This is a genomic window from Acinetobacter brisouii CIP 110357, assembly GCF_000488275.1.
In the GTDB taxonomy this organism is placed as follows: domain Bacteria; phylum Pseudomonadota; class Gammaproteobacteria; order Pseudomonadales; family Moraxellaceae; genus Acinetobacter; species Acinetobacter brisouii.
In genome coordinates this window covers 885,168-910,214 of record NZ_KI530762.1, presented here as the reverse complement: position 1 = coordinate 910,214, position 25,047 = coordinate 885,168, and the positions used below count along the sequence as shown (strand labels likewise).

The 25,047-nt window shown below is 38.8% G+C and carries 18 protein-coding genes and 1 tRNA gene; 9 read left to right on the top strand and 10 right to left on the bottom strand.

Annotated elements, in window-relative coordinates:
* Positions 1-11: 11 nt before the first annotated feature.
* Positions 12-353: a Grx4 family monothiol glutaredoxin gene (gene grxD / locus P255_RS04195; protein ID WP_004903846.1), complete on the bottom strand. Its 342-nt coding sequence runs from the start codon at positions 351-353 to the stop codon at positions 12-14.
* A 160-nt stretch (positions 354-513) separates the two neighbouring features.
* Here grxD and P255_RS04190 point away from each other — a divergent pair, with 160 nt between their 5' ends.
* The gene (locus P255_RS04190) at positions 514-1,728 is read left to right on the top strand and encodes an aspartate aminotransferase family protein (RefSeq protein ID WP_004903845.1); all 1,215 of its coding nucleotides are present in this window, start codon (positions 514-516) and stop codon (positions 1,726-1,728) included.
* 315 nt (positions 1,729-2,043) lie between these two features.
* On the opposite strand, the gene P255_RS04185 is transcribed toward P255_RS04190, so the two are convergent.
* Positions 2,044-2,658, bottom strand: coding sequence for a carbonic anhydrase (locus tag P255_RS04185; RefSeq protein WP_004903844.1), 615 nt, complete (start codon positions 2,656-2,658; stop codon positions 2,044-2,046).
* 223 nt (positions 2,659-2,881) lie between these two features.
* Here P255_RS04185 and P255_RS04180 point away from each other — a divergent pair, with 223 nt between their 5' ends.
* Positions 2,882-3,904 (top strand): hypothetical protein, encoded by a 1,023-nt coding sequence (locus tag P255_RS04180; protein ID WP_004903843.1) that lies wholly within the window; start codon positions 2,882-2,884, stop codon positions 3,902-3,904.
* A gap of 205 nt (positions 3,905-4,109) precedes the next feature.
* Here P255_RS04180 and nfuA read toward each other — a convergent pair whose 3' ends face one another.
* Complete coding sequence (gene nfuA / locus P255_RS04175) at positions 4,110-4,754, bottom strand: Fe-S biogenesis protein NfuA (RefSeq protein WP_004903842.1); 645 nt, start codon at positions 4,752-4,754, stop codon at positions 4,110-4,112.
* A 139-nt stretch (positions 4,755-4,893) separates the two neighbouring features.
* Here nfuA and P255_RS04170 point away from each other — a divergent pair, with 139 nt between their 5' ends.
* Positions 4,894-5,514, top strand: a complete 621-nt coding sequence (locus P255_RS04170; protein WP_004903841.1) for a rhomboid family intramembrane serine protease — start codon at positions 4,894-4,896, stop codon at positions 5,512-5,514.
* 106 nt (positions 5,515-5,620) lie between these two features.
* Positions 5,621-7,150 carry a hypothetical protein gene (locus P255_RS04165; RefSeq protein ID WP_004903840.1) on the top strand — a complete coding sequence of 510 codons (1,530 nt, stop codon included), beginning with the start codon at positions 5,621-5,623 and terminating at the stop codon, positions 7,148-7,150.
* Positions 7,151-7,250: 100 nt separating this feature from the next.
* Here P255_RS04165 and P255_RS04160 read toward each other — a convergent pair whose 3' ends face one another.
* Positions 7,251-8,870, bottom strand: a complete 1,620-nt coding sequence (locus P255_RS04160) for an inorganic phosphate transporter (RefSeq protein ID WP_004903839.1) — start codon at positions 8,868-8,870, stop codon at positions 7,251-7,253.
* Positions 8,871-9,297: 427 nt separating this feature from the next.
* Between P255_RS04160 and metH the strand changes: the two genes are divergently transcribed.
* Positions 9,298-12,984 carry a methionine synthase gene (gene metH, locus P255_RS04155; RefSeq protein WP_004903836.1) on the top strand — a complete coding sequence of 1,229 codons (3,687 nt, stop codon included), beginning with the start codon at positions 9,298-9,300 and terminating at the stop codon, positions 12,982-12,984.
* A gap of 56 nt (positions 12,985-13,040) precedes the next feature.
* Here the strand turns inward: metH and P255_RS04150 are convergent, their stop codons facing one another.
* A complete protein-coding gene (locus P255_RS04150; RefSeq protein WP_004903834.1) occupies positions 13,041-13,571 on the bottom strand; it encodes a YaeQ family protein in 531 nt (176 codons plus the stop codon).
* A 263-nt stretch (positions 13,572-13,834) separates the two neighbouring features.
* The gene (locus P255_RS04145) at positions 13,835-14,227 is read right to left on the bottom strand and encodes a hypothetical protein (RefSeq protein WP_004903832.1); all 393 of its coding nucleotides are present in this window, start codon (positions 14,225-14,227) and stop codon (positions 13,835-13,837) included.
* A gap of 480 nt (positions 14,228-14,707) precedes the next feature.
* Between P255_RS04145 and P255_RS04140 the strand changes: the two genes are divergently transcribed.
* A complete protein-coding gene (locus P255_RS04140; RefSeq protein WP_004903831.1) occupies positions 14,708-16,438 on the top strand; it encodes a hypothetical protein in 1,731 nt (576 codons plus the stop codon).
* 634 nt (positions 16,439-17,072) lie between these two features.
* Here the strand turns inward: P255_RS04140 and pgaD are convergent.
* From pgaD to pgaA, 4 genes are read right to left on the bottom strand one after another with little or no spacing between them, the layout of a single operon-like run.
* The gene (gene pgaD / locus P255_RS04135) at positions 17,073-17,558 is read right to left on the bottom strand and encodes a poly-beta-1,6-N-acetyl-D-glucosamine biosynthesis protein PgaD (RefSeq protein WP_004903829.1); all 486 of its coding nucleotides are present in this window, start codon (positions 17,556-17,558) and stop codon (positions 17,073-17,075) included.
* Positions 17,555-18,802: a poly-beta-1,6-N-acetyl-D-glucosamine synthase gene (pgaC, locus tag P255_RS04130; protein ID WP_004903827.1), complete on the bottom strand. Its 1,248-nt coding sequence runs from the start codon at positions 18,800-18,802 to the stop codon at positions 17,555-17,557. Before pgaC ends, pgaD begins: the two co-directional genes overlap by 4 nt.
* On the bottom strand, positions 18,799-20,586 hold the full coding sequence (gene pgaB, locus P255_RS04125; RefSeq protein ID WP_004903825.1) for a poly-beta-1,6-N-acetyl-D-glucosamine N-deacetylase PgaB: 1,788 nt from the start codon (positions 20,584-20,586) through the stop codon (positions 18,799-18,801). Before pgaB ends, pgaC begins: the two co-directional genes overlap by 4 nt.
* Entirely contained in the window at positions 20,586-23,063 is a 2,478-nt protein-coding gene (gene pgaA / locus P255_RS04120; protein ID WP_004903823.1) for a poly-beta-1,6 N-acetyl-D-glucosamine export porin PgaA, read from the bottom strand. Before pgaA ends, pgaB begins: the two co-directional genes overlap by 1 nt.
* A gap of 388 nt (positions 23,064-23,451) precedes the next feature.
* Here pgaA and P255_RS04115 point away from each other — a divergent pair.
* From P255_RS04115 to P255_RS04105, 3 genes are all read left to right on the top strand, one after another.
* Positions 23,452-23,537, top strand: a tRNA-Leu gene (locus tag P255_RS04115).
* A gap of 229 nt (positions 23,538-23,766) precedes the next feature.
* Complete coding sequence (locus tag P255_RS04110) at positions 23,767-24,270, top strand: PM1805 family lipoprotein (protein ID WP_004903822.1); 504 nt, start codon at positions 23,767-23,769, stop codon at positions 24,268-24,270.
* A 68-nt stretch (positions 24,271-24,338) separates the two neighbouring features.
* On the top strand, positions 24,339-24,929 hold the full coding sequence (locus P255_RS04105; RefSeq protein ID WP_004903821.1) for a 5-formyltetrahydrofolate cyclo-ligase: 591 nt from the start codon (positions 24,339-24,341) through the stop codon (positions 24,927-24,929).
* Positions 24,930-25,047 lie beyond the last annotated feature (118 nt).

Below are 25,047 nucleotides of genomic sequence, written 5' to 3'. Positions count from 1 at the left end.
TCGGCAACAGATTATGCTTCTGGTGCTGGGCTGTATTGTTCAACTAAAGGCTGTAATTCACCTTTTTGGAACATGTCTAACATGATGTCGCTACCACCAATTAGCTCGCCATTAATCCAAAGCTGTGGAAATGTTGGCCAGTTTGCAATTTTTGGTAAAGTTGCACGAATATCTGGATTTTCCAAGATATTAACATAAGCAAACGGACGACCAATCTGACTGAGTGCTTCTACTGCACGTGCAGAAAAACCACATTGTGGGAATTGTGGTGTGCCTTTCATATATAGAAGTACAGCATGTTTAGCAATTTGATCACGAATTAACGCTTCAGTATCGCGAGCTTGTTCAGTCATAGATAAATCCTCAACTATTCTAGGCGGTATTATACCTAAAACTTAAGAATAAGGTGGGTATGTCGAGAATTTTTCTGTTTTTCTCTTATTATGACTTTCCATCTGTGGCAGATTTTGTTTATATAAACCTTTTTTAATCTAAAACCAATACGAGATTATCATGAGTAATATTACCCTTGCTCCGGTACAAACTGATCAGCCTTCTCATTTAATGGCAACTTACGGTCGCCAACCGATCAGTTTTGTGCGAGGACAAGGTTCGTATTTATATACTGAAGATGGCACAGCTTACCTCGATGCACTAACAGGGATCGCTGTTTGTGGTTTGGGACATGCACATCCTGTCATCGCACAAGCCATTGCTGAACAGGCTCAAACTCTTGTTCATACCAGCAATCTGTTTGAGATTCCTTGGCAAACTGCTGCGGCACAAAAACTGGCAGAAGTGTCTGGTATGGAAGAAATCTTCTTTTCTAACAGTGGCGCAGAATCCAATGAAGGTGCAATCAAAATTGCACGTAAATATGGCCATCAGCAAGGCATTCAATTGCCAAAAATTATTGTCGCTGAACATTCGTTCCACGGGCGTACTTTGGCAACACTTTCGGCAACAGGCAACACGAAGGTTCAAGAAGGTTTTGCACCTTTAGTAGAAGGTTTTCTACGCGTTCCATTTGGCGATATTGAAGCCATCCAAGAGCTTGCTTTAGCACATCCTGATATTGTGGCAATACTGGTCGAGCCAATTCAAGGTGAAGGTGGTGTCAATACTGCACCTCAAGGATTTAGTTATTTAGAAGAAATTCGTCAGATCTGCAACCAGCACCAATGGTTGATGATGCTTGATGAAGTACAAACAGGTAATGGTCGTACGGGTAAATTCTTTGCTTACCAGCACACCAACATTGTTCCTGATGTATTAACTACGGCGAAAGGCTTAGGAAATGGCTTCCCGATTGGTGCTGTAATGACTCAAGGTCGTGCTGTAGGCGTGTTACAAGCAGGTAACCATGGTTCAACTTATGGCGGTACAGCTTTGGGTTCGCGTGTGGTATATACCGTGCTTGATATACTTCAAAAAGAAAATATTGTTGAGAATGCTGGAAAAATTGGTCAATACATTGTTGATCAGTTACGTAGCCAACTTAGCGGGTTAAATGTGACTGTGCGTGGTTTTGGTATGATGATCGGGATCGAATTGCCGAAAGCCTGTGGTGCATTGGTCAACATCGCTCGTGAACAAAAGCAATTAATCATTAATGTGACTGCGGGCAATGTTGTACGTTTATTACCTGCGCTGAACATGACGCAAGAACAGGCAGATGACCTGATTCAACGTCTTGTACCACTGATTAAAGACTTCTTGCACAACTAATCTGTATCGTCATGGTTTACCCTCTTGCTGCATTTATTGCATAGGGAAAAATCCGACGAATTAGGGAAAGAAGCCCAGTATTTGATTCAAAACCGAGTTAAGTCATTAGCTCGGTTTTTTATATGTCGGGTTAGGTGTAAGCAGATTTACGCTCACATATAGTCAGTAACAGTGAGATTTTCAACAATCAGGCAGTACAGTTCCAGCACTAACGACATTTATCTTTAAAAATAAAAACGCCCAATGAAAATTCATCAGGCGTTTGTTCAAAACAAAATATCATTCTATTTCAGAATAAAACTGTTTTTTAAATGCTTAGAAATCAAAAAAGTCAACTTTACCCGTTTGGAGTGAGTATTCAGCACCCACAACAATCATTTTACCTTTAGCAATCAAACTTTCTAATACTGCTGAGCCATGACGTAACTGATTGACTGATGCAAAGACGTTTGAACGTACTGCATGTTCTGAAAGTTTGCAAAGATCGTGTTTGAGTTCAGTCTGCATCAAAATCTCAACCGATGGACGCACACGATTGACAATTGACATCAAGTTGCTTGATGGTGGGCTGTCAGGATTCATCAAAGTATCGATGGTTGCCTGAATCGCGCCACAGTGACTATGACCTAAAACAACCACAACAGCACAATCATAGCGTTCTGCCGCAAATTCCACACTTCCCACTTGAGAAGGTGCAACAATATTACCTGCAACACGAATTACAAATAAATCACCCAAGCCCTGATCAAATACGATTTCAGCAGGAACTCGAGAATCCGAACAACCTAAAATAATTGCAAACGGATTTTGATCTGTCGTGAGTAGTTCACGGTGTTCTTGTGAAACGAGGTCAGGAATTGAGGATTTCCCATTTACAAAACGCTCGTTACCTTGTTTTAAACGCTCTAGGGCTTCTTGTGCCGTTAACATGTTATTTCCCATTCGCTTTAAATTGAAAAATCAACAACATTCTAAAACTGCATAGCACACTTGTCACTGACTAAAACATCCTCTTTATCGAACTTATTCGTCTGAATTTCACAATTCAAAGCGCTTTTCTTCCAAGTTTTTTAACCTGTATAAAATCTATCTCTAGCATCTATTTTTTTAGACAAGGTATACTGAAAGCTTTCCATGTTGATTTTGATCGTCTATGACTGCCACTGCTGCACATCCTCGTATAGAGCAATTGATTGATGCTCATCTCGATTTTTTAGAGCAGGAATTCTCGCAACCTAAAAATCTGCATGATGAAGTTCAGGCGTTTTTTCATTGGTTTACAGAACAAAACTTGCAGGATTTGTGGGACTTTCAAAGTCTGTTTAATTTGCTGGAACAACAAGTCTTAAAAAACCAGTTAAGCGCATTTTTTGTTGAACAATGTGTTGAGCATATTCGTTTTGCCTTGGTACATGACCTCAATGACCATACAAAAATTGCAGATATCTTCGATGTCATGACCATTGACAAAATTGCTCAATATGTTGCGAGCAAAACTGAACATCGTCACAAATTAATTCATCGGGTTGTGAATCATCCTGCTTTTTCTGCCATGATTTCCCAACTGATTCAGCAAGCTTTAGAAGATTATTTCGAACATAGCATGGGCAAACGCGTCCCGACCGTTGGGCGTTTTATGAAAATGGGCAAATCGGTGTTTGAGAGTGTTACAGACTCGCGCTTTGAACAGACAGTGGCACATTATCTACAAAAAAATATCGTAAAATTGAGTCAACTGAGCGAACAAGTGCTGAATCAGCATTTTGACAATGACAAGCTCTATTATTTTCAGGCGAATCTTTGGCATAAAATCAAAGCCTCACCACTCAGCGTGTTTAAAAATTATATCGTCCTAGAAGACTTGCCACATACCGTTGGGCTTGCACATGAGGTTTGGAATCATCTGCGTCAAACGGACTATTTAAAACAGCAGCTACATGACGGTTTATATACGTGGTATGTACGCAATCAGGAACGTAACTTCCGACAATTACTACGTGATTTAAATATAGATGAAGGCTTACTCATGCAGCAGTTACAGCCATTATTTGCAGCTGTTATGCAACAGGCAATTCGCTCAGGCTATTTAAGACAACGCGCACGTGGTTTTCTAGAACGTTTTTATTATGCTGAAACAACACGGCAAATTTTGGCCTTCGACAACAACCCAGAATAGGGTCTGATTACAGCTAGGTTTTATTTCGTTTAAGTTCAGATTGATCAACGATAGATCGGGCTGTAGCAGCAGCCCTTCATGCAAATAAATAAAGTCAAAACTTTATGCAGCATTTTGACTGTAGTGTATAAGCTAGATTTTTCAGATCATAAAAAAACCTCCATTATTTATGGAGGTTTTGGCTTTACAGCAAACGCTTTCGTTATTATTTAAAATAAGCGCCTTCAGCCTGACTGTGGTCAGTTTGGTCAACTACACGTTGCAGCTCAGGAATATGTTCGCGCAAAGTCGTTTCGACACCTTGTTTCAAGGTCACATCGATTGCTGAACAACCCTGACAACCACCACCAAATTTTAGCACTGCGGTTAAACCATTCTCGGCATCATCTTGTACTTCAACTAACGAACAGCTACCGCCATGCCCTGCAAGACCTGGGTTAATTTCAGCTTGCAACACATAGATGATACGCTCTTCAATCGAAGCATCTGGACCAACACGCGGCACTTTCGAGTTTGGTGCACGGAAAGTCAGCTGACCACCAAAGCGATCTTTGTTATAGTCGATTACAGCATCACGCAAATATGGAATCGATGGACGATCAACAAAAGCAGGAAAATCTGGGTAATCTTGTTTATAGTCTGTTGGAATTACTTCATCTGGCGCACTATAGGCCATGCAGCATTCAGCACGTGGGGTTCCTGCATTTTCTACAAAAACACGAACACCAATGCCTGGAGTATTTTGTTTTTCCAATAAATCACTTAAATACTCTTGTGCAGAGGGAGTAATCAATAAATTTGGAATTTCCTCTGCGTCTGTCACTTTAGTGCTGATGTTCTCAGTCGACATAACGTTTTTCCTCAATATGAAGATTGTATTTTAACTGAAGATATGGGGGAATTGAGAAAAATCAACTAAAATTGTCGGAATTCTTTTATTGCCCTCATATCGCCTCTATGAAACCTGATCGGAACTAAGCGAAAATCTTATGTTACATTTACCTTTTAACCACACCATTACCTTAATTATTATCACTGTTGCAATCTCATTGCTGGCATTTTCCAAGCAGCAAGTCATGAACCGACTCATTTTTTGGCCACCCGCCGTTCAACAAGGTCAATATGATCGTTTCTTTGCACATGGCTTTGTTCACGCCGATGGTACTCATTTGCTGTTTAACATGATTACCCTGTTTTTCTTTGGTAGTGTCATTGAACAGTTCTATCGCCAATACTTAGACAATATGGGTTTCGTGCTGTTTTATTTTGGTGCATTAATTTTTAGTATTTTGCCAAGTTATCTAAAACATAAAAATGATTATCAGTGGGCAAGCTTAGGGGCTTCAGGTGCCGTTTCTGCTGTGCTGTTTTCTTATATTTTGTTTAAACCCTGGAGTCTAATTCTGGTCTTTTTCATTCCCATGCCCGCGATTGTTTTTGCAATTTTATATGTAGGCTACAGCATTTGGTCAAGTAAACGCCAAGGTAGTCACATTAATCACAGCGCGCATCTCTGGGGAGCACTCTATGGCGTTGTGGTCACGATTGTCGTTAACCCTGCAGTTATTGGTTACTTCTTTAATCAAATTCAGCATGTGCCATTCTTCTAATAAAAAGCTACATTTTTTAGCAAATTTGATCATTTATGTTATGCCTTTTGCTGGATTGGGATACATAATGAATCATGATCGCAGTAAATGAAAATAAGGAAGATCAATGTCTGCTCCTGAAGGATTACAATTTCCAATTGACCCAGAAACCCATCGTGCCAGTACCTCGCACACAGGCAAACAGATTATTTCTGAAGCACTGGCTTTAGTTGACAACAAATTGTCCCAGCAAGTGCTCAAGGAAAAAAACTGGCGCAAGCGTTATCCACATTATTTTAAGGCAATGGTGTATCAAGGTATTTTATATCAGGATAACCCTTTCAAGATTGCCAGTCAGGGCTTGCATAAGGCACATCAATTATTTGAATTTTACCGCGACAATCAACACCACTCGCTTAAAGATTTTATGCGGGTACCCCATATTCAGAATTTGCACAGTATTACAATCAAAGGAAAAGGTCAGCGCGCGCCAGAGTGGTATATTCCCTACCATGGTCAGGAGCTTAGAGGTCAAGCCTTACTTAATCAGATTAAAGCTTGGGAAGAGCAAGGTATTATTGAACCTAGTCATGCGGATGCCTTACGTGAGGTTCAGGCACATCCAGAATGGCTCGATTTGTCAGACTACCACATGGTACTGTTTGGAGCAGGTTCAGAAGCAGGCCCTCTGACTTGGCTTTGCAAATGGAAAGCCAATATTGTGGCGATTGATCTACCTAATGAAAAAGTTTGGTCACGTATTTTAAATACAATAGAACAAGGCAATGCCACACTGATTGCACCCAGTCAGGAACCTCTTGCACATGATTCTTCGATCAGTGAGTTAAGCCATAAACTGGGGGCGAATTTGCTCACCCAGACACCTGAAATTGCAGGTTGGCTAGCTCAAATGCCTCAGCGCCTACATATGGCCGCAATCGCTTATTTGGATGGTGAAAAGCATGTCCGCGTTGCGATGGCAATGGATGCAATCATGCAATATGTCAGTGAGCAAAAACCTGACTCCAGCCTGATGTTTATGTGTACCCCTACTGACATCTATGCGGTTCCTAAACATATCGTTGAGAATTGCAAACAAAAATCCAGAGAGCGCTCTACGATTGAGAAATTGCTTGCCAAAGGTGTTTCACAGCTGAGTATTCGTCATTTCCTAAAACCGCATTCGCGTGAACTCTATCATTCTAACAATGGTAAAGATTATGCGATTTCCGATTGTCTGGTGATTGAACAAGGCCCTAACTATGCTCTTGCTAAACGAATTCAGCAGTGGCGAGCTATTATGGCACGAGAACAAGGTCAGCATGTCTGTATCAATATCGCCCCATCGACCACCACCCACTCTGTGACTAAAAACCCATTACTTAGAGCTGCATTTAATGGTGCACATTTGTTTAATGTAGAAGCTTTCCAACCAGAAACCACCAATGCACTCATGGCAGCAATGTGGATTCATGACCTACGCAATCCTAAAGCCCTTGCCAATCCAAACAATCAGTTGGATCATCCACTGGAGTTGCTCATGAATGGTGCCAATCATGGCGGTATGTGGAATGCAGCTTATCTGGTTCGAAGTGCATTACCATTCGCGGCAATTTATGGATTAGTAGCCGATAAATTCCCATTAAATAAAAAATAAGCCGTTATCTTTGACTGTTCAACAAAATCATTAAAGAACCAGAGATAAAAAAAGCTTTGCCGAGGCAAAGCTTTTTTTATGAATCTGTTTTGGAAGTTAATTAAACAAAGCGTAAAAACAACCAGTATAAGCCACCAGATAAACAGATGGTTGCAGGTAAGGTCAGTACCCAAGCCGAAATAATATTACGGATGGTGATCCACTGTAAGCCAGATTTATTGGCAACCATCGTTCCTGCAACCGCACTATTTAAAACATGTGTAGTTGATACAGGTAAACCAAAACTGTCTGCCGCAGCAATCGTACTCATCGCAACCAGTTCAGCCGACATACCTTGAGCATAAGTCATATGGTTTTTACCAATACGCTCGCCCACTGTAACCACAATACGTTTCCAGCCAACCATAGTCCCCAAGCCCAATGCTAGAGCAACAGCCACTTTCACCCATGTTGGAATGTATTGTAAGAAACCATCCAGACTCTTTTGATAAGCTTTCACGGTTTTTTGCTGTGCTGCATCCCACTTTGGCAAGGCTTCAGCTTTATCCAAAGTTTTCAAAGCACTGGTACTTAAATACATTTCATTGCGAATTTGGCTGATTTGCTGCTCAGGAATATCTTTTAATGATTTGTATTGTGACAACTCTTGCCCTAAATGATGTGTTGTACTTGCCAAAGCTGGTAGTACATCAGGTGTCACCTTTTTATTTTGAATGTACTGGGTCAAAATAACGCGGGCTTTATCATCCTCAATATGTGCATAATCTGTCGAAATCGCAGGCGCTGTTTGCTGAGATAACGTAATAAACTGAGTAACCTGATTATTATCCAAATTTTTGTTGAGTGAATATGCTAATGGCACTAATCCAACCAAAATCAGCATAATCAAGCCCATACCTTTTTGACCATCGTTCGAGCCATGCGCAAAACTTACACCGGTACAGGTGAAAATCAATAAAGCACGAACAATCGGTGGAGGTGGTGTATGACCATTTGGTGCATCAAACAAACTTAGCTGACGTTTAAAAACAAATTTCACCAAGACAAAAACAATCGCTGCAAATGCAAAACCGATCAATGGTGAAAATAACAAGGCTTTCCCAACTTTGAGAAGTTGTGTCATGTCAATGCCGCTGCTTCCTGTAGAAGCATTCAACAAATGATTCATTAACCCCACACCAAGAATGGAGCCAATCAGGGAATGTGAACTTGAAGCAGGAACCCCCAAAAACCACGTACCCAAGTTCCAGATAATTGCAGCAATCAGCAAAGCAAACACCATGGCAAAACCTGCACCGCTGTTGACATTGACAATCAACTCAACAGGTAGCAAGGCAATAATACCGTAGGCAACCGCACCACTTGCTAACATCACACCAAGGAAGTTACAGAATCCTGACCACATCACTGCAACAGGTGCAGGTAATGCATTGGTATAGATGACTGTCGCGACAGCATTGGCGGTATCGTGGAAACCATTGACAAATTCAAACCCCAATGCAATGAGCAAAGCGGTTGAAAGTAAAATTACTGAATATAAATTTAATGGCGGAACATGTGCCAGATCAGCACTGACTTGAAAACCGATGTAAATTAAGGTCGCAATAATGACCGTTAACAATACAGGCACAAAAAACTTAGGAGTTGGTGCATGTACATTTTTTGATTTCGTTGAATCAAATTGTACTGACTTTGGCGCAGAGGGAATATTCGAATTCATGCAGTCATGTAAAGAGGATCAAAAAGTCCCCTTATTCTTCATTTAAATTATGACAATTATATGACATTCCCTTTCACAGAAAAATGAATTTTTTATTTTTTAGCATATTTTGAACGAGTTGGTAGAAATCTGATCTATTTTGATTCAACGACACCTTAACTTTGCATGAACACATCACTTGACTGCAGACTAAATTGCCATACAAATATTGCAAATTAATGAAATTTTTAGCTTGTATGAATTTTTTTCGAAAAAAATGGGCCAACAGCGACCCAGTTAACGCTTTTTTGCACAGCATAAAAGTGTAATCAATAAAGCTTATAAGAAACCAATATGATTAAAATCGCTATTTTTGCTCAAAAAACATCAATCTTGCGTATAATAAGCGCATTTTCTCGCTGTTGCCCTTGGCTATATAAGGCTGTGTATGTCGACACTCAACACTTTAAAACAAATCCTTTCTCAACGTATTATGATGCTCGATGGTGCGATGGGTACCATGATCCAGCAACATAAATTACAGGAACAAGATTATCGAGGTGAGCGCTTTGCCGACTGGGCACATGACTTAAAGGGTAACAATGACTTACTGGTCTTGACCCAGCCTGATATTATTCAGGGTATTCATGAAGCCTATCTCGAAGCTGGCGCCGATATTATTGAAACCAACAGTTTCAACGGAACACGGGTTTCCATGTCAGATTATCACATGGAAGATCTGGTTCCTGAAATTAACCGTGAAGCAGCACGTCTGGCTAAAGCTGCATGTGAAAAATACTCTACTCCAGAGAAGCCACGTTTTGTAGCAGGTGTGCTTGGGCCAACATCACGTACCTGTTCGATTTCGCCTGACGTGAACAACCCTGCATTTCGTAACATTACTTTCGATGCGCTTAAAGAAAACTATATTGAATCTACACTCGCCTTAATTGAAGGTGGTGCAGACATTATCCTGATTGAAACGGTATTTGATACGCTGAACTGTAAAGCAGCCATTTTTGCAGTGGAAGAAGCTTTCCAGCAGTTAGGTCGCAGCTTACCGATTATGATTTCGGGTACAATTACCGATGCTTCTGGTCGTACTTTAACAGGTCAAACTGCTGAGGCATTCTGGAACTCGGTTCGTCACGCCAATGTCTTGTCGGTAGGTTTTAACTGTGCGCTGGGTGCAGATGCCATGCGTCCACACGTCAAAACCATTAGTGATGTTGCTGATGTGTATATTTCTGCGCATCCAAATGCTGGCTTGCCAAATGCTTTTGGTTCTTATGATGAAACTGCTGATCAAACCGCAGCCTTTATTCGCGAGTTTGCAGAAAGTGGCATTATCAATATTGCAGGTGGTTGCTGTGGTACCACACCTGCACATATTCGCGCTATTTATGAAGCGATTAAAGATTTACCACCGCGCCAAGTACCTGAAACAATTCCAGCTTGCCGTTTAAGTGGTTTAGAAGCATTTAACATTTATAAAGACTCTTTATTTGTTAACGTTGGTGAACGTACTAACGTGACAGGCTCTAAAAAATTCCTGCGTCTCATTCGTGAAGAAAAGTTTGCCGAAGCTTTAGAGGTTGCACAGCAACAAGTTGAAGCTGGCGCGCAGATCATCGACATCAACATGGATGAAGGGATGCTTGATTCGGAAAATGCGATGGTACATTTCCTGAATCTTGTCGCTTCTGAACCTGATATTTCACGCGTACCGATCATGATTGACTCATCCAAATGGGAAATCATTGAAGCGGGCTTAAAGTGTGTTCAAGGTAAACCTGTTGTTAACTCAATTTCCTTAAAAGAAGGTTATGACGAGTTCGTACATAAAGCACGTCTATGTCGTCAGTATGGTGCTGCGATTATCGTCATGGCATTTGACGAAGATGGACAAGCAGATACCGCCGCACGTAAACGTGAAATCTGTAAACGTTCTTATGACATTTTGGTCAATGAAGTTGGTTATCCATCTGAAGATATTATCTTTGACCCGAACGTATTTGCTGTGGCAACAGGGATTGAAGAACACAATAATTACGCTGTGGACTTTATTGAAGCAACGGGTTGGATTAAACAAAACTTACCAAATGCCATGATTTCAGGTGGTGTGTCTAACGTTTCGTTCTCATTCCGTGGTAATGAACCTGTACGTGAAGCGATTCACTCAGTGTTCTTGTACTATGCCATCAAGCAAGGCATGACCATGGGGATTGTCAATGCGGGGCAAATGGCAATCTATGATGACATTCCAAAAGAACTCAAAGATGCGGTTGAAGATGTTGTTCTGAATCAGAATCAAGGTGAATCTGGTCAAAATGCTACAGAAAGACTGCTTGAAATAGCTGAGAAATATCGTGGTCATAGCGGCGCACAGCGTGAAGCTGAAAATCTTGAATGGCGTAATCAATCAGTTGAAAAGCGTCTTGAATATGCCTTGGTCAAAGGGATTACCACTTATATTGACCAAGATACCGAAGAAGCCCGTTTAAAAGCGAAACGCCCTCTCGATGTGATTGAAGGTGCGTTGATGGATGGTATGAACGTGGTTGGTGACCTGTTCGGTTCAGGTAAAATGTTCCTACCACAAGTCGTCAAATCAGCCCGTGTCATGAAACAAGCCGTGGCTTGGCTTAACCCGTACATCGAAGCAGAAAAGACTGGCAGCCAATCTAAAGGTAAAATCCTGATGGCAACCGTAAAAGGTGACGTACATGATATTGGTAAAAATATTGTAGGCGTGGTCTTGGGCTGTAATGGTTACGATATTGTTGACCTTGGCGTGATGGTTCCTGCTGAGAAAATTTTACAAACTGCCATTGATGAGAAATGTGACATCATCGGTTTATCAGGCTTGATTACCCCTAGTCTGGACGAAATGGTGTTTGTTGCTAAAGAAATGCAGCGCAAAGGTTTCAATATCCCGTTGATGATTGGTGGTGCAACGACATCTAAGGCACATACAGCCGTCAAAATTGAACCTCAATACCAAAATGATGCTGTGATTTATGTTGCCGATGCTTCTCGTGCCGTGGGTGTTGCTACAACACTGTTATCTCAAGACATGCGTGGTGAATTTATTGCTGATCAACGTGCGGAATATAACAAAATCCGTGAGCGTTTAGCCAATAAGCAACCTAAGGCTGCGAAACTAAGCTATACAGAATCAGTTGAGAATGGTCTAAAAATTGACTGGCAAAGTTATGTACCACCTGTACCTAACTTTATTGGGACACACGTCATCACCAATTACCCGCTCGATGTTTTGGTTGAATACTTTGACTGGACACCCTTCTTTATTTCATGGAGTTTGGCAGGTAAATTCCCGAAAATTCTAGAAGATGAAATCGTTGGTGAAGCTGCGACTGACTTGTATAACCAAGCACAAGCGATGCTCAAAGATATTATTGAAAATAAACGCTTCGATGCTCGTGCGGTGTTTGGTTTATATCCTGCCAAACGTACAGGCGCCGATACCGTGACTGCATATGATGCGTCTGGCAACGCCACTCATCACTTTGAGCATATTCGTCAGCAGTCTGATAAAGTCACTGGCAAACCGAACTTGTCTTTGGCAGACTTTATTGCACCAACCGATGATCATCAGGATTATCTGGGTGGCTTTACAGTTTCGATCTTTGGCGCAGAAGAAATTGCCAATGACTATAAAGCCAAAGGTGATGATTACTCTGCGATTTTAATCCAGTCTCTGGCAGACCGTTTTGCAGAAGCCTTTGCTGAACACTTGCATGAGCGTATCCGTAAAGAGTTCTGGGGTTATCAGGCCAATGAAACTTTAAGCAATGAAGACCTGATTAAAGAAAAATATGTCGGGATTCGTCCTGCACCTGGCTACCCTGCTTGCCCTGAACACTCGGAAAAAGCGACCTTGTTTAACTGGCTCGGTTCGACTGAGAAAATCGGCACTCAACTGACTAGCAGTTTTGCGATGTGGCCACCTTCATCGGTGAGTGGTTTCTACTATAGCTTGCCACAAAGTGAATACTTCAATGTCGGCAAGATTTCGCAAGATCAGTTAGAAGATTATGCGAAACGTAAAGGTTGGACTCTGGATGAAGCCAAACGCTGGTTAGCACCGAATTTGGATGATTCGATTGCTTAAGTCGTAAAGAAAAAGCCCCTCTGTTGAGGGGTTTTTAAAATCAATGCGTTCAAAAATTACTGCAACTTAATCCATTCAACCACTGCTTGACCAGCATCACTCATCAGCGTCCACTCACCATCCATAATGTTGAGCTGCAACTGCATGGTACGCTCACATAACGCTTGGATCGCCGTGGTGGTTGCTTCACTCAATTGCCAAACTTCAACATTTTTTAAAGTTTTTAATTTACTGCTACGCTTATACCATTCTTCCACTGAGCTACCATACGCAATCACAGCAACCTGCTGACAACGTGCACTGGCTTTTTTGACTTTATCTTCATCAGGGCAACCGACTTCAATCCATTTTTCGAGCAGACCTGTTAAGTCTTTCTGCCACAATGCAGGCTCATTCACTTCAAATAAATCTTTGGTAAATTCCAGTTGCTCATCGGCATAACGAGCAAAAGCTAAAACACGCACCATTAAACGTTCGATGGTTTCTGATGGGTGTAATGCCATCGTCAATTGATAATCACCATAATTGTGATGATCCATATCCGCAATATTGAGGTCTGCTTTATAAATCGTTGCTTTAAGTGCCATGTGCTACAAATTATCTAAAAAATCCGTGCTTAGGATAACCAATTTTAAATACATGTGTAGGAATTTTTCAGACCAATATTCAAATTGGAATTGCGACGTTTCAAGCTCCGCAATGATCATATGCAATAACACTGCGCAATAAATTTAGCTTCATAACAATCAAAGAAACCTTGAATACTTAATTATTTCAGCCGTTTTCTACTATTTCAGAATCATTCTGATTATTTTATCGAAATTTTTTGAATTTTAAGGTGATGCATCATTTAACGAATCATCACAAAATAAACAAAAACCTGTTGCTGATCTTCTTTCACTTGATGCAAGTAATAGTTTAAATGATCGACAAAATCATTAAAGGCATGCTCAAGCTGGACTCGATCAATTGGGTTTGATGTCTTAAAAAATAATTGATTCAATAACTGCATCATTGGATCAGAAGTGATTGCTCTACCCTGTACCTGTCTTAGCTGCGGTTCTGATTCTAGTAGTTCTTCAATCAAATAAATCATTTTCTCAATCGCAAGCTCAGACCATATGCCTTGCGCCAGACTCTGCTGTTGAATCGCATCCAGTCCTTGAGTAAGAATAAACTGCTGTGAATTCCACAGAATTTCGATATGGCTGGCTTTAAGAGAAAATTGGAGAGCTTGCTGCATATGGATTTCTTTATTTCAATCGATACTGATAGTAAAGTATCTATGCTCTGAGATAAAAAATGTCAAAAAAATTATTATCCATACATGCACTGTTTTTACTCAGCTCTATAAGCTACATTCCAGCAGTTAAATTGTATCTTAAACCTGGCTTTTACCTCGATTTCGCTAACGCCCAGCACTGGGTTTAAAGGTTTTCCAACTGCCATGTTTGTTGCATCCAGTTTCTTCTTTTGTTGATCTCTTGATTGTAGATTTTTAGCTTAGGATCGCATTGAAACATCTTTTAAAAACATGCTTCAAGAACGCTCTTAAGCTTTTAAAACTAATTTTTCAAATCAGGACATGCCCTAATCTAAGGTTCTTAGGCAAAAATACAATTTATACACATAAACTTCTATGCAAAATACAAATTATTGGATATTTTTGTGATATTGAACACGTTTTTTTATATTGAATTTAGTTTAAGGGCTTTGGATTTCCATGCAGACATATATCCCTTATCAGCTTCGGGTAAAGTTAAAACAAATTGATCCCTTTCTTGATAGCAATTGGCAGCAAGAACTAGATTCTATACTCTCTGCCACACCGAAAGCACTGCATCAAAAAATAGAAGATGAGTATCTAAAACCTCAGAATATCTATTGGAATTACCTTAGCCATGCTTTTGAATTTAAAGATTATATCCGTTTAAAAGATATTGCCCTTCATACGCAAAATTCAGAGCTCTTAGAACTTGCGCAAAGAATTAATACCAGTTTCAGTTATCTAGAGAATTATAAAACCGACTTTCAAGTTGCAGATTATTTAGAAACGATTGTTCGTGAAATTAATCAAATCGATCTGGAAAATCAAAAAGATATTCAGGCACAGCAACTCATTAAAAAAGCATTTCTCTATGATTCTGCATTAATTATTCGGCAGTTAAATTTTTCCGTTTCGGAAAATCATCGTGGTTTGGACAGAGAGCAAATCCGCACTTTTATCTTTGAAGTCTTCATGAAAAGTGAAATTCTCGGAAACTGGTTTGCCCAAATTTTACCGAGTGAATATGCTGAACAGAAACTGGCCATTTTTCAGGATTATTTTATTGCCGAACAACAGGTTCGTAACTTTGAAATTATCAAAACCTTTCAATATTATTTTGTCCTCAGCGGCTCTTACGATAATTCAGTTTCCGCTTATTCAATTCGCCGCTTCTTAACCGAAGAAAATTTTGGTAAAGAAGATCGATTTTATATCAGTGGTCTGGTTCTCGATCCAAAACAGCTTGATCAACCAGATTATGTTGAAAATTTTAAACAACTGATGACTAAAATCATTGGTATTCAACGTGAAATGAATCCGCACATTGTGGAACTGATTGAATCACTGCATGAATATAATCAGCAGCATCTCATTCCGAGCTTGAAAGAAATTCTGAATATTCAAAGCTTTTCAGTCGATCATCTGGTGAAAGAGCATATCGAAATTTTAGAAAAAGATTTGTCTTTAAATATTTTTGAACCTTTCCTAAAAGGCTTGAAAAAAAGCGTTCAACATACGGATGAATTAGAATTTTGCTATTTCAATATTCTCAGGTTACTGAATGAGTTTCTGCATCAACTAGAAATTTTATCGCAGGAGCCAATTCTTCAGTTCAATCAGCATGCACGCCTGTTCAAGTATCGTGTGATTGCGTATTTAAAATTATTAGAACAGCGCCGAAAACAGATTTTCATGATCTTCTATGATGAACATCAATATCAACAACATGTACAAGCAGTTTTAGCGCCCACTCAACAAATTAGAGAACTGCTTAACGATGCGATTGAGCAAACTCGCAATATTCAGCAGCAGCTACGCCAGTTAGAACGAGAAACACAGAACACGAAAAATGTCAGTTTTATTAAACGGCTCTTTCACAAGTCTGAAAACCATGAATCTAAAATCAATGAATTAAAACAGAATATTATTGATATTCGAGATCACTGTTATCTCAAAATCATTGCAATTCAGAAACAGGCTCCTCAAGAAAGCGTTTATCTCGAAGCAAAAAATTTAATTTCGGCTCTGGACTCCAAAATACGCCATTATGCATTTGCAAATGGTGAAAATGGAGTGACGCGTTTACCCCTACTGTTACAGCTCCCAGAAGACCGCAATAGTTTCAATATGCAAAGCATACTATTGGCTTTAAATTATGAATTTATGCTCTCGGCAAAATTTGGGTAATTTCAAAGAATACTTAATGTGTATTTAATGAATAGTCTGAGAAATTATTTTAGTCAATAGACCATTTTTCACTCAGTTCTATATGCTAAATTCCAGCAATTGAATTGAATCGAGATTGCGCTTCGCGAGCATGTGCTTTTTCCTGCCGCTATCGCTTTTCTTCTGCTCTTAGGTCTGTCTTGAAGCGATTGGACCTGAAACGCGATAACTGATCGCAGTATGAATAAATTCAGGATTTACACTCATAACGGAGATAGAGGAAAACCTCCCTCATCACGCTTAACTTGGCTTATCTACCTTTAACATGCATTTTTAACTGCTCAAGTATCCAATAGAAAGTTGATCATGAGATGTTTATTATCCCTTGACCTAAGTTCCAAGAAACCGTTTTGAAACGATTTATCTATCCATAGATTATTGATGGAAATTCAACAAACAGCGGAGCAAATAATCAACTAAGAAGATGATCACTTTTTGAGTTATGAACAAGCTCTATTTAAACGACTAAAAAAGTGATTAACCCTCTCATACTTGCCAAAATATCTAAAAGCCAATCACCTTTTTCTTCCATCTATATTCTATATCTTCAAAAGTAAACAGCCGCTTGAAAAAACAATCAATTAAAGCCATTGAGCTATTTCACAACATCATAATATTCTAGCAATCCATCTTCATCGTAGTGCAAAATAATATTAGAGCCTTGTTTTAATTTGACCAGATCATCTCCAGTGAGTAAGAAATCTCTAGCAAACTCATCAATTGGTGTGTTTTGAGATTTTTTTCTTCGCTCTTTATTATTAAATCTAATCCAATTATAAGACGCCCATAAAATCAGTAATAAGCTAAAAATTAAAATACCAATTCCGATATGCATTAAACTCGTTAATTGAGCATACATTGCATCATTAAAAATATATTTTCTGACCAATTTAAACTCAAAATACCATAAGAATAACGTAATTAACGGGAATATAATTAAAATAAATAGCACCCAGCCTATTAACTGCAAAAGATAGCCTGCTGCTTTATTTTTAACATAGTGAGGGTTATCAATATATTCAGGTAAATCAAGTTTTGATTCATCTTCGATGATTTGATAATCAATGACTGAATTGCTCATACTTTATCTCCTTTAAAACCACGATCTGGGCTGATCCATCGTGCACGTTTTTTAGGTAAAAATAATGCTCTAGGTACTGCAACAATTGTTGTTAATGTTATAATTAACCAAAAGAAAAGTGGATACCAGATGACCCAAAAATAATTTCGAAAGAAGCGATTATTGCCATCATAGCGTTTATCGATCCACAGACTTATTGTAAATTGAATCAAGCACGTAAAGCCAAGTATCGTTCCATACCACTCAGGTAAAAGTGTTTTAATAAACAGTTCATTTGGAATATGGAAAAATACACCAAGAAAATACAAGATAAAAATAAGCAACATGATATAAGACCATGTGACGCTCATGATGGTTTCTAAAACAATAATCCACATACGGCGTAGTCGCCATTTAAAAATGTGTTTGATGTAGTCACGTAAGACTTCCATACCACCCTGCGCCCAACGCAATCGTTGTTTGAATAAACCAACAAAAGTTTCAGGCATATAAATATAACAGAGTGCTTGAGGAATATACTGTATATCCCATTGATTAAATTGCAATTTCCATGAAATATCAATATCTTCTGTTAATTTATCATCTGACCAAAACCCGACTTGCTTAAGCGCAGTTTTACGAAAACCAGCAATTACACCAGAAACCGTAAAAAGACGACCATAAGTTCGTTGAGCGCGTTTAATTAACCCGATAATTGAAGAAAATTCGCCTACTTGTAATTTTCCCAAGATACTCGAGCGGTTAATAATACGAGGATTCCCTGTTACTGCACCAACGCGTGGCAAGTTGACCATTGGCTCTAGCATCCATAGCACCGCATGCGGATGCAACAATGCATCACCGTCAATACAAACCAAGTATTCATATTGGCTTACCAAAACACCTGAGCGTAACGCAAATGCTTTTCCCTGATTTTTTGCCAAATGCACTACTCTGAGGTTTGCATATTGACCCTGCAATTCATCTAAAATTTTCCCGGTTCGATCGGTACTTCCATCATTAACCGCGATAATCTCAAATTTTGGATATTGTGTCTGTGCTGCATAACGAATGGTATCTCGTACATGTTCCTCTTCATTAAAGCAAGGAATAATAATACTGCACCCTTCATCTGTAGGTTTTGGAACATGACGTTTTGGATATTCACGCTTAAAGAAAAACCATATACCACCGACAATCCAAATCCATGCCATAAATAGAGGGTATAAAAAAGCAAAATCAAATAAATATTTTAGCCAGCTCATGGGACTTTCTCCAAATTCATATCATTTTTAAATGGATTTTTATAATTCAATGGACTGTCATTTTGGCTGAGTGGTGTATAAAGGTACTTATGAAAAAACATCCCATTTTCTAGGTTATATTGATTTGCACCAATATTTTGAATACCTAATCCCTGTAAATCGATTAATGTTTTTTGAGCTGCTTTCCAGTCAGACTCAGATGTTAAGTTTTTTGTATCAATACTGAAAGATATTCGGCTTTTTGTAGATAATGGCAAGTTACCAAATACCTTTTTCAACATTTTAGCCTGTTGTTTATCTGCTGGTTTATCTAAGATGAAATTCACAAATTCAAAATGATTCATCAGATTGGGTAAAACATTATCCATGGAATTTTCAAGATCTGGAGTAAGTGGTACTCGAAGCCCAAATCGAAATGTTTTACTGACATTTGAATAATATTCCGCATTTTGTTTAATTTTATCAAACCATTTCATTTTTTCTGGCGTTGTAATCGCAGATAAGTCACCATCAGACTCTAAAAATATTCCAGATAAACTGGTATTATTTTTCATTAAATCCATAACAAACGGATTTAATTTTTGTGGTTGATTTTTAAAAGAACTCAATGGGATATTTGCATAAACATCAGCAGATACACGTGATTGAACCTGCCAGGTAAAACGATTCATTGCATCTTGTGACATAGGAAAAATAGTATTTGGAAAAAATACTTTTTCATTACTCTGGTCAAAAACATCTACAAAGACTTTATTGACAGCTAAAGCCTGTAGGCTATCCAGCATTAAACCAAGGCGTTTATCATCATATTGACCCGATTGCCCAATTAAATCATCAAGTTTAATACTCAGGCTATGCCGTATGTTTATTTTCGAATCTTCATGATAATTCACAACATTTAATAATTCTTGCTGCAAACCTTCTGAATCAGGATTGCCCAGCATCAAGATTCTTTTGTAGGTTCGATCATTAATTTGGTTAATTCCAGATCGACCTAAACTAAATGAAATCGGCAAACCCGCTTTTTTGGCAATATCCTCGGTTTCTGGCGTTACAGCACCATAAGGCCAAATTACTGCTTTGACTTGAATTCCTAGCTGTTTTTCCAAGATCTGTTTTGACTTCAATAAATCATTATAAACTCGCTGTTGGTATTCTTGATCGGTTTCATAGCGTTGTTGGTTTTTCAAATATTGCCGAGTAATTGCCGAGGGCTCTTCATTTCCTTGTGGATTTGCCAAAATCCCAACATGTAAACTGTCTGTATGACTGACAAAATCAACCAATCCTGACTTTTGCATCTCCCTCATTTCATCCCAAGTCATAAAATTTTCAGGATTCTTGTAAGTGATTTCATCATCAAATTTGGTCGTTTTGTTTGTCCAACCCGTCATAATCCCAAAGACAGCAGGAAACTTATACTCTTTCAACAATGGAAAAACTTGTGTATAGCTACTGACTAATCCATCATCAAAACTTAAGAGAATTGCATTTGGAGGAAGTGGTTTTTTCCCTTCACGAGCATCAATGATTTGTTGCAGCGAAACAGGATGCCATTTTGAATGACTTAACCAGTCAAAAAATTCAGCGAGGCTTCGAGAATTAACCGCATATAGATCCGCATCATCTCTTTTCAGCACGTCTTCTCTTACATTGTGAAAATTCAATGCAATTGATTGGTTTTGTCCTAATATGCTGTCAGGTGCTGCAGCATATGTTTGCACTGACAAAAGGCTTGATAGCACAAAAGCATATGGCAATATTGTTTGATTAAACTTTATCATTAAAAAATACCCCTAAATCCTACTAGACCATAAGTACGGTCTTCTTGTTTTCCATCATAAGGGTGTCTTGTAATGCCAATTCCATACTCAAGCTGCCATGTGCGAGACAATGACCAGCGATGCAAATATTGCGCATTCCAAGTGACTTTGGTTCCATAATTTTTTTGATTGTAGAACCCTGTTCCTAGTTCAAAATGTTGCGTAAAGTTTTGGTTATATTTTCTCCATGTTACCCAATCATGTTGGAGAGTAACATTCATTGCATAATACTGCTCAGGGCTAAAATAAAGCGGCTCTTGTTTACTATTCGTACCATAGCCTGCGCTTACAAGCATATCGGTTATATGATGAGGAGAAGCCTGTAGGCGCTGGGTAAAATCAAAAGTCCAGTCTTGTTGTTTATTGCCATCAGAAATATCTGTATAAGCATAAGTCAATCCAGCTGAACGTGATTCATTTTGACGCCAGAGAATACTTGTTGAATATAATTTCCCATCTTGCTTATTACGTAGTGCTTGTAACGGAATTGGTGCCTGACTGTTATATTGCAGACGGTACTGCCAATTATCATTCAGCCATTGTGACCAGTTGATATCGACACCAGTTTTGTCTTGATGTGAGTTTTGCGATAACGCCAAAGTTAAGTCTTTACGATTAGATGCCCACTCCAAGCCTAGACCATAACGGTTATCCTGAATGTTACCGATATCAAAATGACCACTACGATTTTGAGAAAAGGCAAAAACACGATAATTGTCATGCATCCATGGTGAATTCAACCGTGTATAACTATCCAGATCTCGCGTTCCTCTTAAGCTTTGATTCACCTGATCCGAATTGCTATGTCCCCAAGTGGTTTCATGAGTAATACTAAAGTGATCCCGATCAGCCATTTCCTTACGGCTTTCCATCACACCACTATCATCTGGATACAATTCGAGTAGATGAGACAGATCCTTTTTCCAAGCTTGAATGTTACCCAAGTCTTGTTCATTCTTCATCTGATTAATTAACGTGGTTTTATCTGGCTCTCTACCTGTTAATCTTGCTAAAGTTTTTTGGGAATGAAGAGGCTGTTCTCTCCAGCGCTGTATCATTGCCAAATTATTCAGATAAAGTGAGTTATTCGGTGTTTTAGCTACAATATCCTGATAGTATTTTTCAGATGTGTTTAATTCATTGCGATGCGCGAAATTTAGACCTTTTAAGCTAATATATTCATAGCGATCATCAGCGGTCGTTTTATCCTCACCCTTAGCATTTCCATAATGATACGTTGGAATGAGGTGATCGACATCCTTGATTAACTGATCTGCTTGCTGAAATTTTTCCTGCTCAAGATAAGAATAGTAAAGACCCGAATAAACTTCCATATCTGGATAGTTCTTCTCTTTCAATAAACTGAGATACAAAGTTTCAGCTTGTTGAGGCTGTTTGATTCGGAGGTAAGCATTTGCCAGTGCATGTCTGACATATGCAGGCATATCTGCATAAGGGCGATTTAATTGCTGTGCATACTCAATTGCTTCGGTAGATCTACCGCGAAAACTGAGAGCATAAATATAATTGTAATAAAAATTAAAATATCCTGGTTTTTCTCTTGATACCTGTTTCTGCAAATCTGTTGCTTTGGCTAAGCATTTATCCAAATCTGCATAGCTGACTTTATCGCCTTCGCCATGATTCGATAAATACTTATAATGCGCTATGGCATGTTTAATATCTTGACTAAACTGCAACAACTCCAGATTTAAAGATAAGTTTGACTTTTTGTCATTTAAACTAGGGTGAGCCTTTAAAAACTGCTCTGCTTCCAAAAGCGCTCTCGAGTCAATCAAAGCATAAAAATACTCTTCTTGCACACTCACAGACTCTGGTGCTTTTTGATAAGCAAGGCCCGCTGCATTCAAACTTTCAATCGGTTTGCCAGAGATGCGATAGGCGTAAGAGACTTGGGTCAACTGATCGGCATTTAAAGCACTTAAAGAAATGCCTTTTAAAGTGGCAACTGCATCCTGTGGTTGATTTAATTCGGCATACAGTACCGCTTTCATTACCTGTAATTGGACATTTTTATTATATGGCTCAAATTTTTTTAACCATGCTAGAGCAAGGTTAAATTGTTGTAGGTCTCTTACCCCCTGAATAACAGGAATCTGGGCATATTCTGGGAATTTATTCGGCTGGATACGCTGCAGTAAAGCAACATCATCCTGATTAAATTTTTGTGTTTGAAAACGCAAAGTTAAATAATCCGCGAGTACAATTTGGTCATCAGGGTATTGAGATATTAATGAATGAAATAAAGACATGCCTTGTTCAATCTGCCCCTGTCTGACAAGAACAACTGCTTTCTCACGAGACGATTTTAACTCTACCGATTCCTCAGTGGCATGGGCGACCGATATCGGTATGATCAGTAGAGAAGTAATGCAACTTATTGCACTACGATAATTAAATATAGACAATTTTGGCATCCTTTTTTTAAGTTTTTGATATTAGTTTTTTGATAATCACATCACATTTTTATAAGAAAAGTATATTGTTTATATTTTAAACAAGCAATCAGTTTTTATTCTTCACTAAAAGTATATTTTTTATTTTTTACAATATAAATCATATATATAATTAATTAAATTTGCATAATTTTATTTTTACTCGTCATATTGTGTTACAGCCCAAAAATATTCTAGCCTCATAAAACGAATTTTATGGATGGAAACCATGCTTCTTCCAAACCTTCAACGTCCATATTTTTATATTTTCTTATTTTTATGCAAAAAAACAGTTATTTGAGTAATTTTAAAGCAAATACCACAAGATAGTGTTGCCAACAAAAATAACTTGTTTTATGATTGCGCCCATGCCCGGGTGGTGAAATAGGTAGACACAGGGGATTTAAAATCCCCCGCCCACAAAGCGTGCCGGTTCGAGTCCGGCCCCGGGCACCATTTTAAAACTGTTAAAATGGTGCAAATAAGATCCAGCGAAAGCTGGTTTTTTTATGCCTGCAAGTTTTCTGCACTTTCCATGTAATTACAAAGCTTTAACAAAATTTTCAATTTTCATGTGTTTTTACAGCATGGCTCATACTTAGACTTTATACTTTCCCCTGCACGATTAAGTTTTTTCTATGAATGCATTCTATTTCTTTTACTCACAGCAAAGTCGAGGCATAGTATGAAACCATTGTTGATTGTCTGTTTATGCCTTTCTTCATGGACACTGTTTGCCTGCAAACCCAATCATATCAACGCACAACATATTCATTTTAGCCACAATCAAGCCACTGATATTAAAGTAGATCTTGGGATACTACAAAATTTAGCGCAACGCCAAAATCAGGAAAGTTCCGTTTTTCAGCAAGAGGCCTTACCAACCATTCGTTCTGGTCATGCTGCCCAGATTGAACAAATTATTCAAAGCATGCAGCAGCGTGTCACCAAATTTAATCAGGAATTACAGGACTTATTATTGAGTAGCGCAGAGGTTGATATCATTCGTCAAAAAATGATGCAGAACAATCAGCTTAGCCTTGAACTTGCACAACAGGGTGCAGCTCAACGCCCAGATACAGTCAAAATCCTACAATTGCAAAAAAAACTTGAACAGAATCAGCAAAAAATTATTCAACTAACCCATCTCGCGCAAGCAAAAATCAGTAAAATAACCAGTGCATCATAGGTGCTACTTTACTCGTTTACTTTTTATGGTAATACTTCAATCGTAAGCCGAACCCAAATGACCAGATCATGAATCATGCCTTAAACCTCCAACAGTTACGTCGTGAACTGCGCCGTAAGCGTCGCCGACTCACCTGTTTTCAGCAACGTCAGGCTGCTCAGGCCGTATTAAGTCGTTTCCGACGCATTCCTGAGATTCAAAAGGCAAAAAAAATCGGATTATATTTAGATGCCTTTGGTGAAATTGCAACCCAAGGGCTCATTGAACATTGCTTCAAACTCAATAAAGACGTTTACTTACCCAAAATATGCAATATGAATCAGCATTTACTCTGGGTCAAAATTTCTAGACAACAATTTTATACACGGCGTTTTGCACCACACTGTTTAGGTATGTTGGAACCGCAACAACGCGGAATTGCCGTGAAGCATTTAGATGTATTGTGTATGCCTTTACTGGCTTGTGATATAAAAGGTATGCGTTTGGGTATGGGCGGTGGTTTTTATGATCGTACATTGTCTCATGCTCAACATCTTCCCTTTCGCTTAGGGTTAGCACATGACTTTCAACGCCTGAATATTGTGCTTCCCCATCAGCCTTGGGATCAGCCATTACATGCACTTTGTACACCACAATCTTATCAATATTTTAACCAATAACATGCTGTTGTAAATTTAATCAAAATCATGGTTTTTTAATTTTTTCACAAGACTTGCCCTTGTAATTTAAAAAAAACACATCACTATAAAAATCATGGCAACACTGTTGTCACTCAAG

What these genes read in the sequence shown, in the direction of transcription:
- P255_RS04160 (WP_004903839.1), bottom strand. Translation starts at nt 8,870, where the DNA reads ATGAATTCGAATATTCCCTCTGCGCCAAAGTCAGTACAATTTGATTCA.
- P255_RS04150 (WP_004903834.1), bottom strand. Translation starts at nt 13,571, where the DNA reads ATGGCACTTAAAGCAACGATTTATAAAGCAGACCTCAATATTGCGGAT.
- pgaC (WP_004903827.1), bottom strand. Translation starts at nt 18,802, where the DNA reads ATGAGCTGGCTAAAATATTTATTTGATTTTGCTTTTTTATACCCTCTA.
- nfuA (WP_004903842.1), bottom strand. Translation starts at nt 4,754, where the DNA reads ATGTCGACTGAGAACATCAGCACTAAAGTGACAGACGCAGAGGAAATT.
- P255_RS04170 (WP_004903841.1), top strand. Translation starts at nt 4,894, where the DNA reads ATGTTACATTTACCTTTTAACCACACCATTACCTTAATTATTATCACT.
- metH (WP_004903836.1), top strand. Translation starts at nt 9,298, where the DNA reads ATGTCGACACTCAACACTTTAAAACAAATCCTTTCTCAACGTATTATG.
- P255_RS04105 (WP_004903821.1), top strand. Translation starts at nt 24,339, where the DNA reads ATGAATCATGCCTTAAACCTCCAACAGTTACGTCGTGAACTGCGCCGT.
- pgaD (WP_004903829.1), bottom strand. Translation starts at nt 17,558, where the DNA reads ATGAGCAATTCAGTCATTGATTATCAAATCATCGAAGATGAATCAAAA.
- P255_RS04140 (WP_004903831.1), top strand. Translation starts at nt 14,708, where the DNA reads ATGCAGACATATATCCCTTATCAGCTTCGGGTAAAGTTAAAACAAATT.
- pgaA (WP_004903823.1), bottom strand. Translation starts at nt 23,063, where the DNA reads ATGCCAAAATTGTCTATATTTAATTATCGTAGTGCAATAAGTTGCATT.
- P255_RS04110 (WP_004903822.1), top strand. Translation starts at nt 23,767, where the DNA reads ATGAAACCATTGTTGATTGTCTGTTTATGCCTTTCTTCATGGACACTG.
- P255_RS04145 (WP_004903832.1), bottom strand. Translation starts at nt 14,227, where the DNA reads ATGCAGCAAGCTCTCCAATTTTCTCTTAAAGCCAGCCATATCGAAATT.
- P255_RS04185 (WP_004903844.1), bottom strand. Translation starts at nt 2,658, where the DNA reads ATGTTAACGGCACAAGAAGCCCTAGAGCGTTTAAAACAAGGTAACGAG.
- P255_RS04180 (WP_004903843.1), top strand. Translation starts at nt 2,882, where the DNA reads ATGACTGCCACTGCTGCACATCCTCGTATAGAGCAATTGATTGATGCT.
- grxD (WP_004903846.1), bottom strand. Translation starts at nt 353, where the DNA reads ATGACTGAACAAGCTCGCGATACTGAAGCGTTAATTCGTGATCAAATT.
- pgaB (WP_004903825.1), bottom strand. Translation starts at nt 20,586, where the DNA reads ATGATAAAGTTTAATCAAACAATATTGCCATATGCTTTTGTGCTATCA.
- P255_RS04190 (WP_004903845.1), top strand. Translation starts at nt 514, where the DNA reads ATGAGTAATATTACCCTTGCTCCGGTACAAACTGATCAGCCTTCTCAT.
- P255_RS04165 (WP_004903840.1), top strand. Translation starts at nt 5,621, where the DNA reads ATGTCTGCTCCTGAAGGATTACAATTTCCAATTGACCCAGAAACCCAT.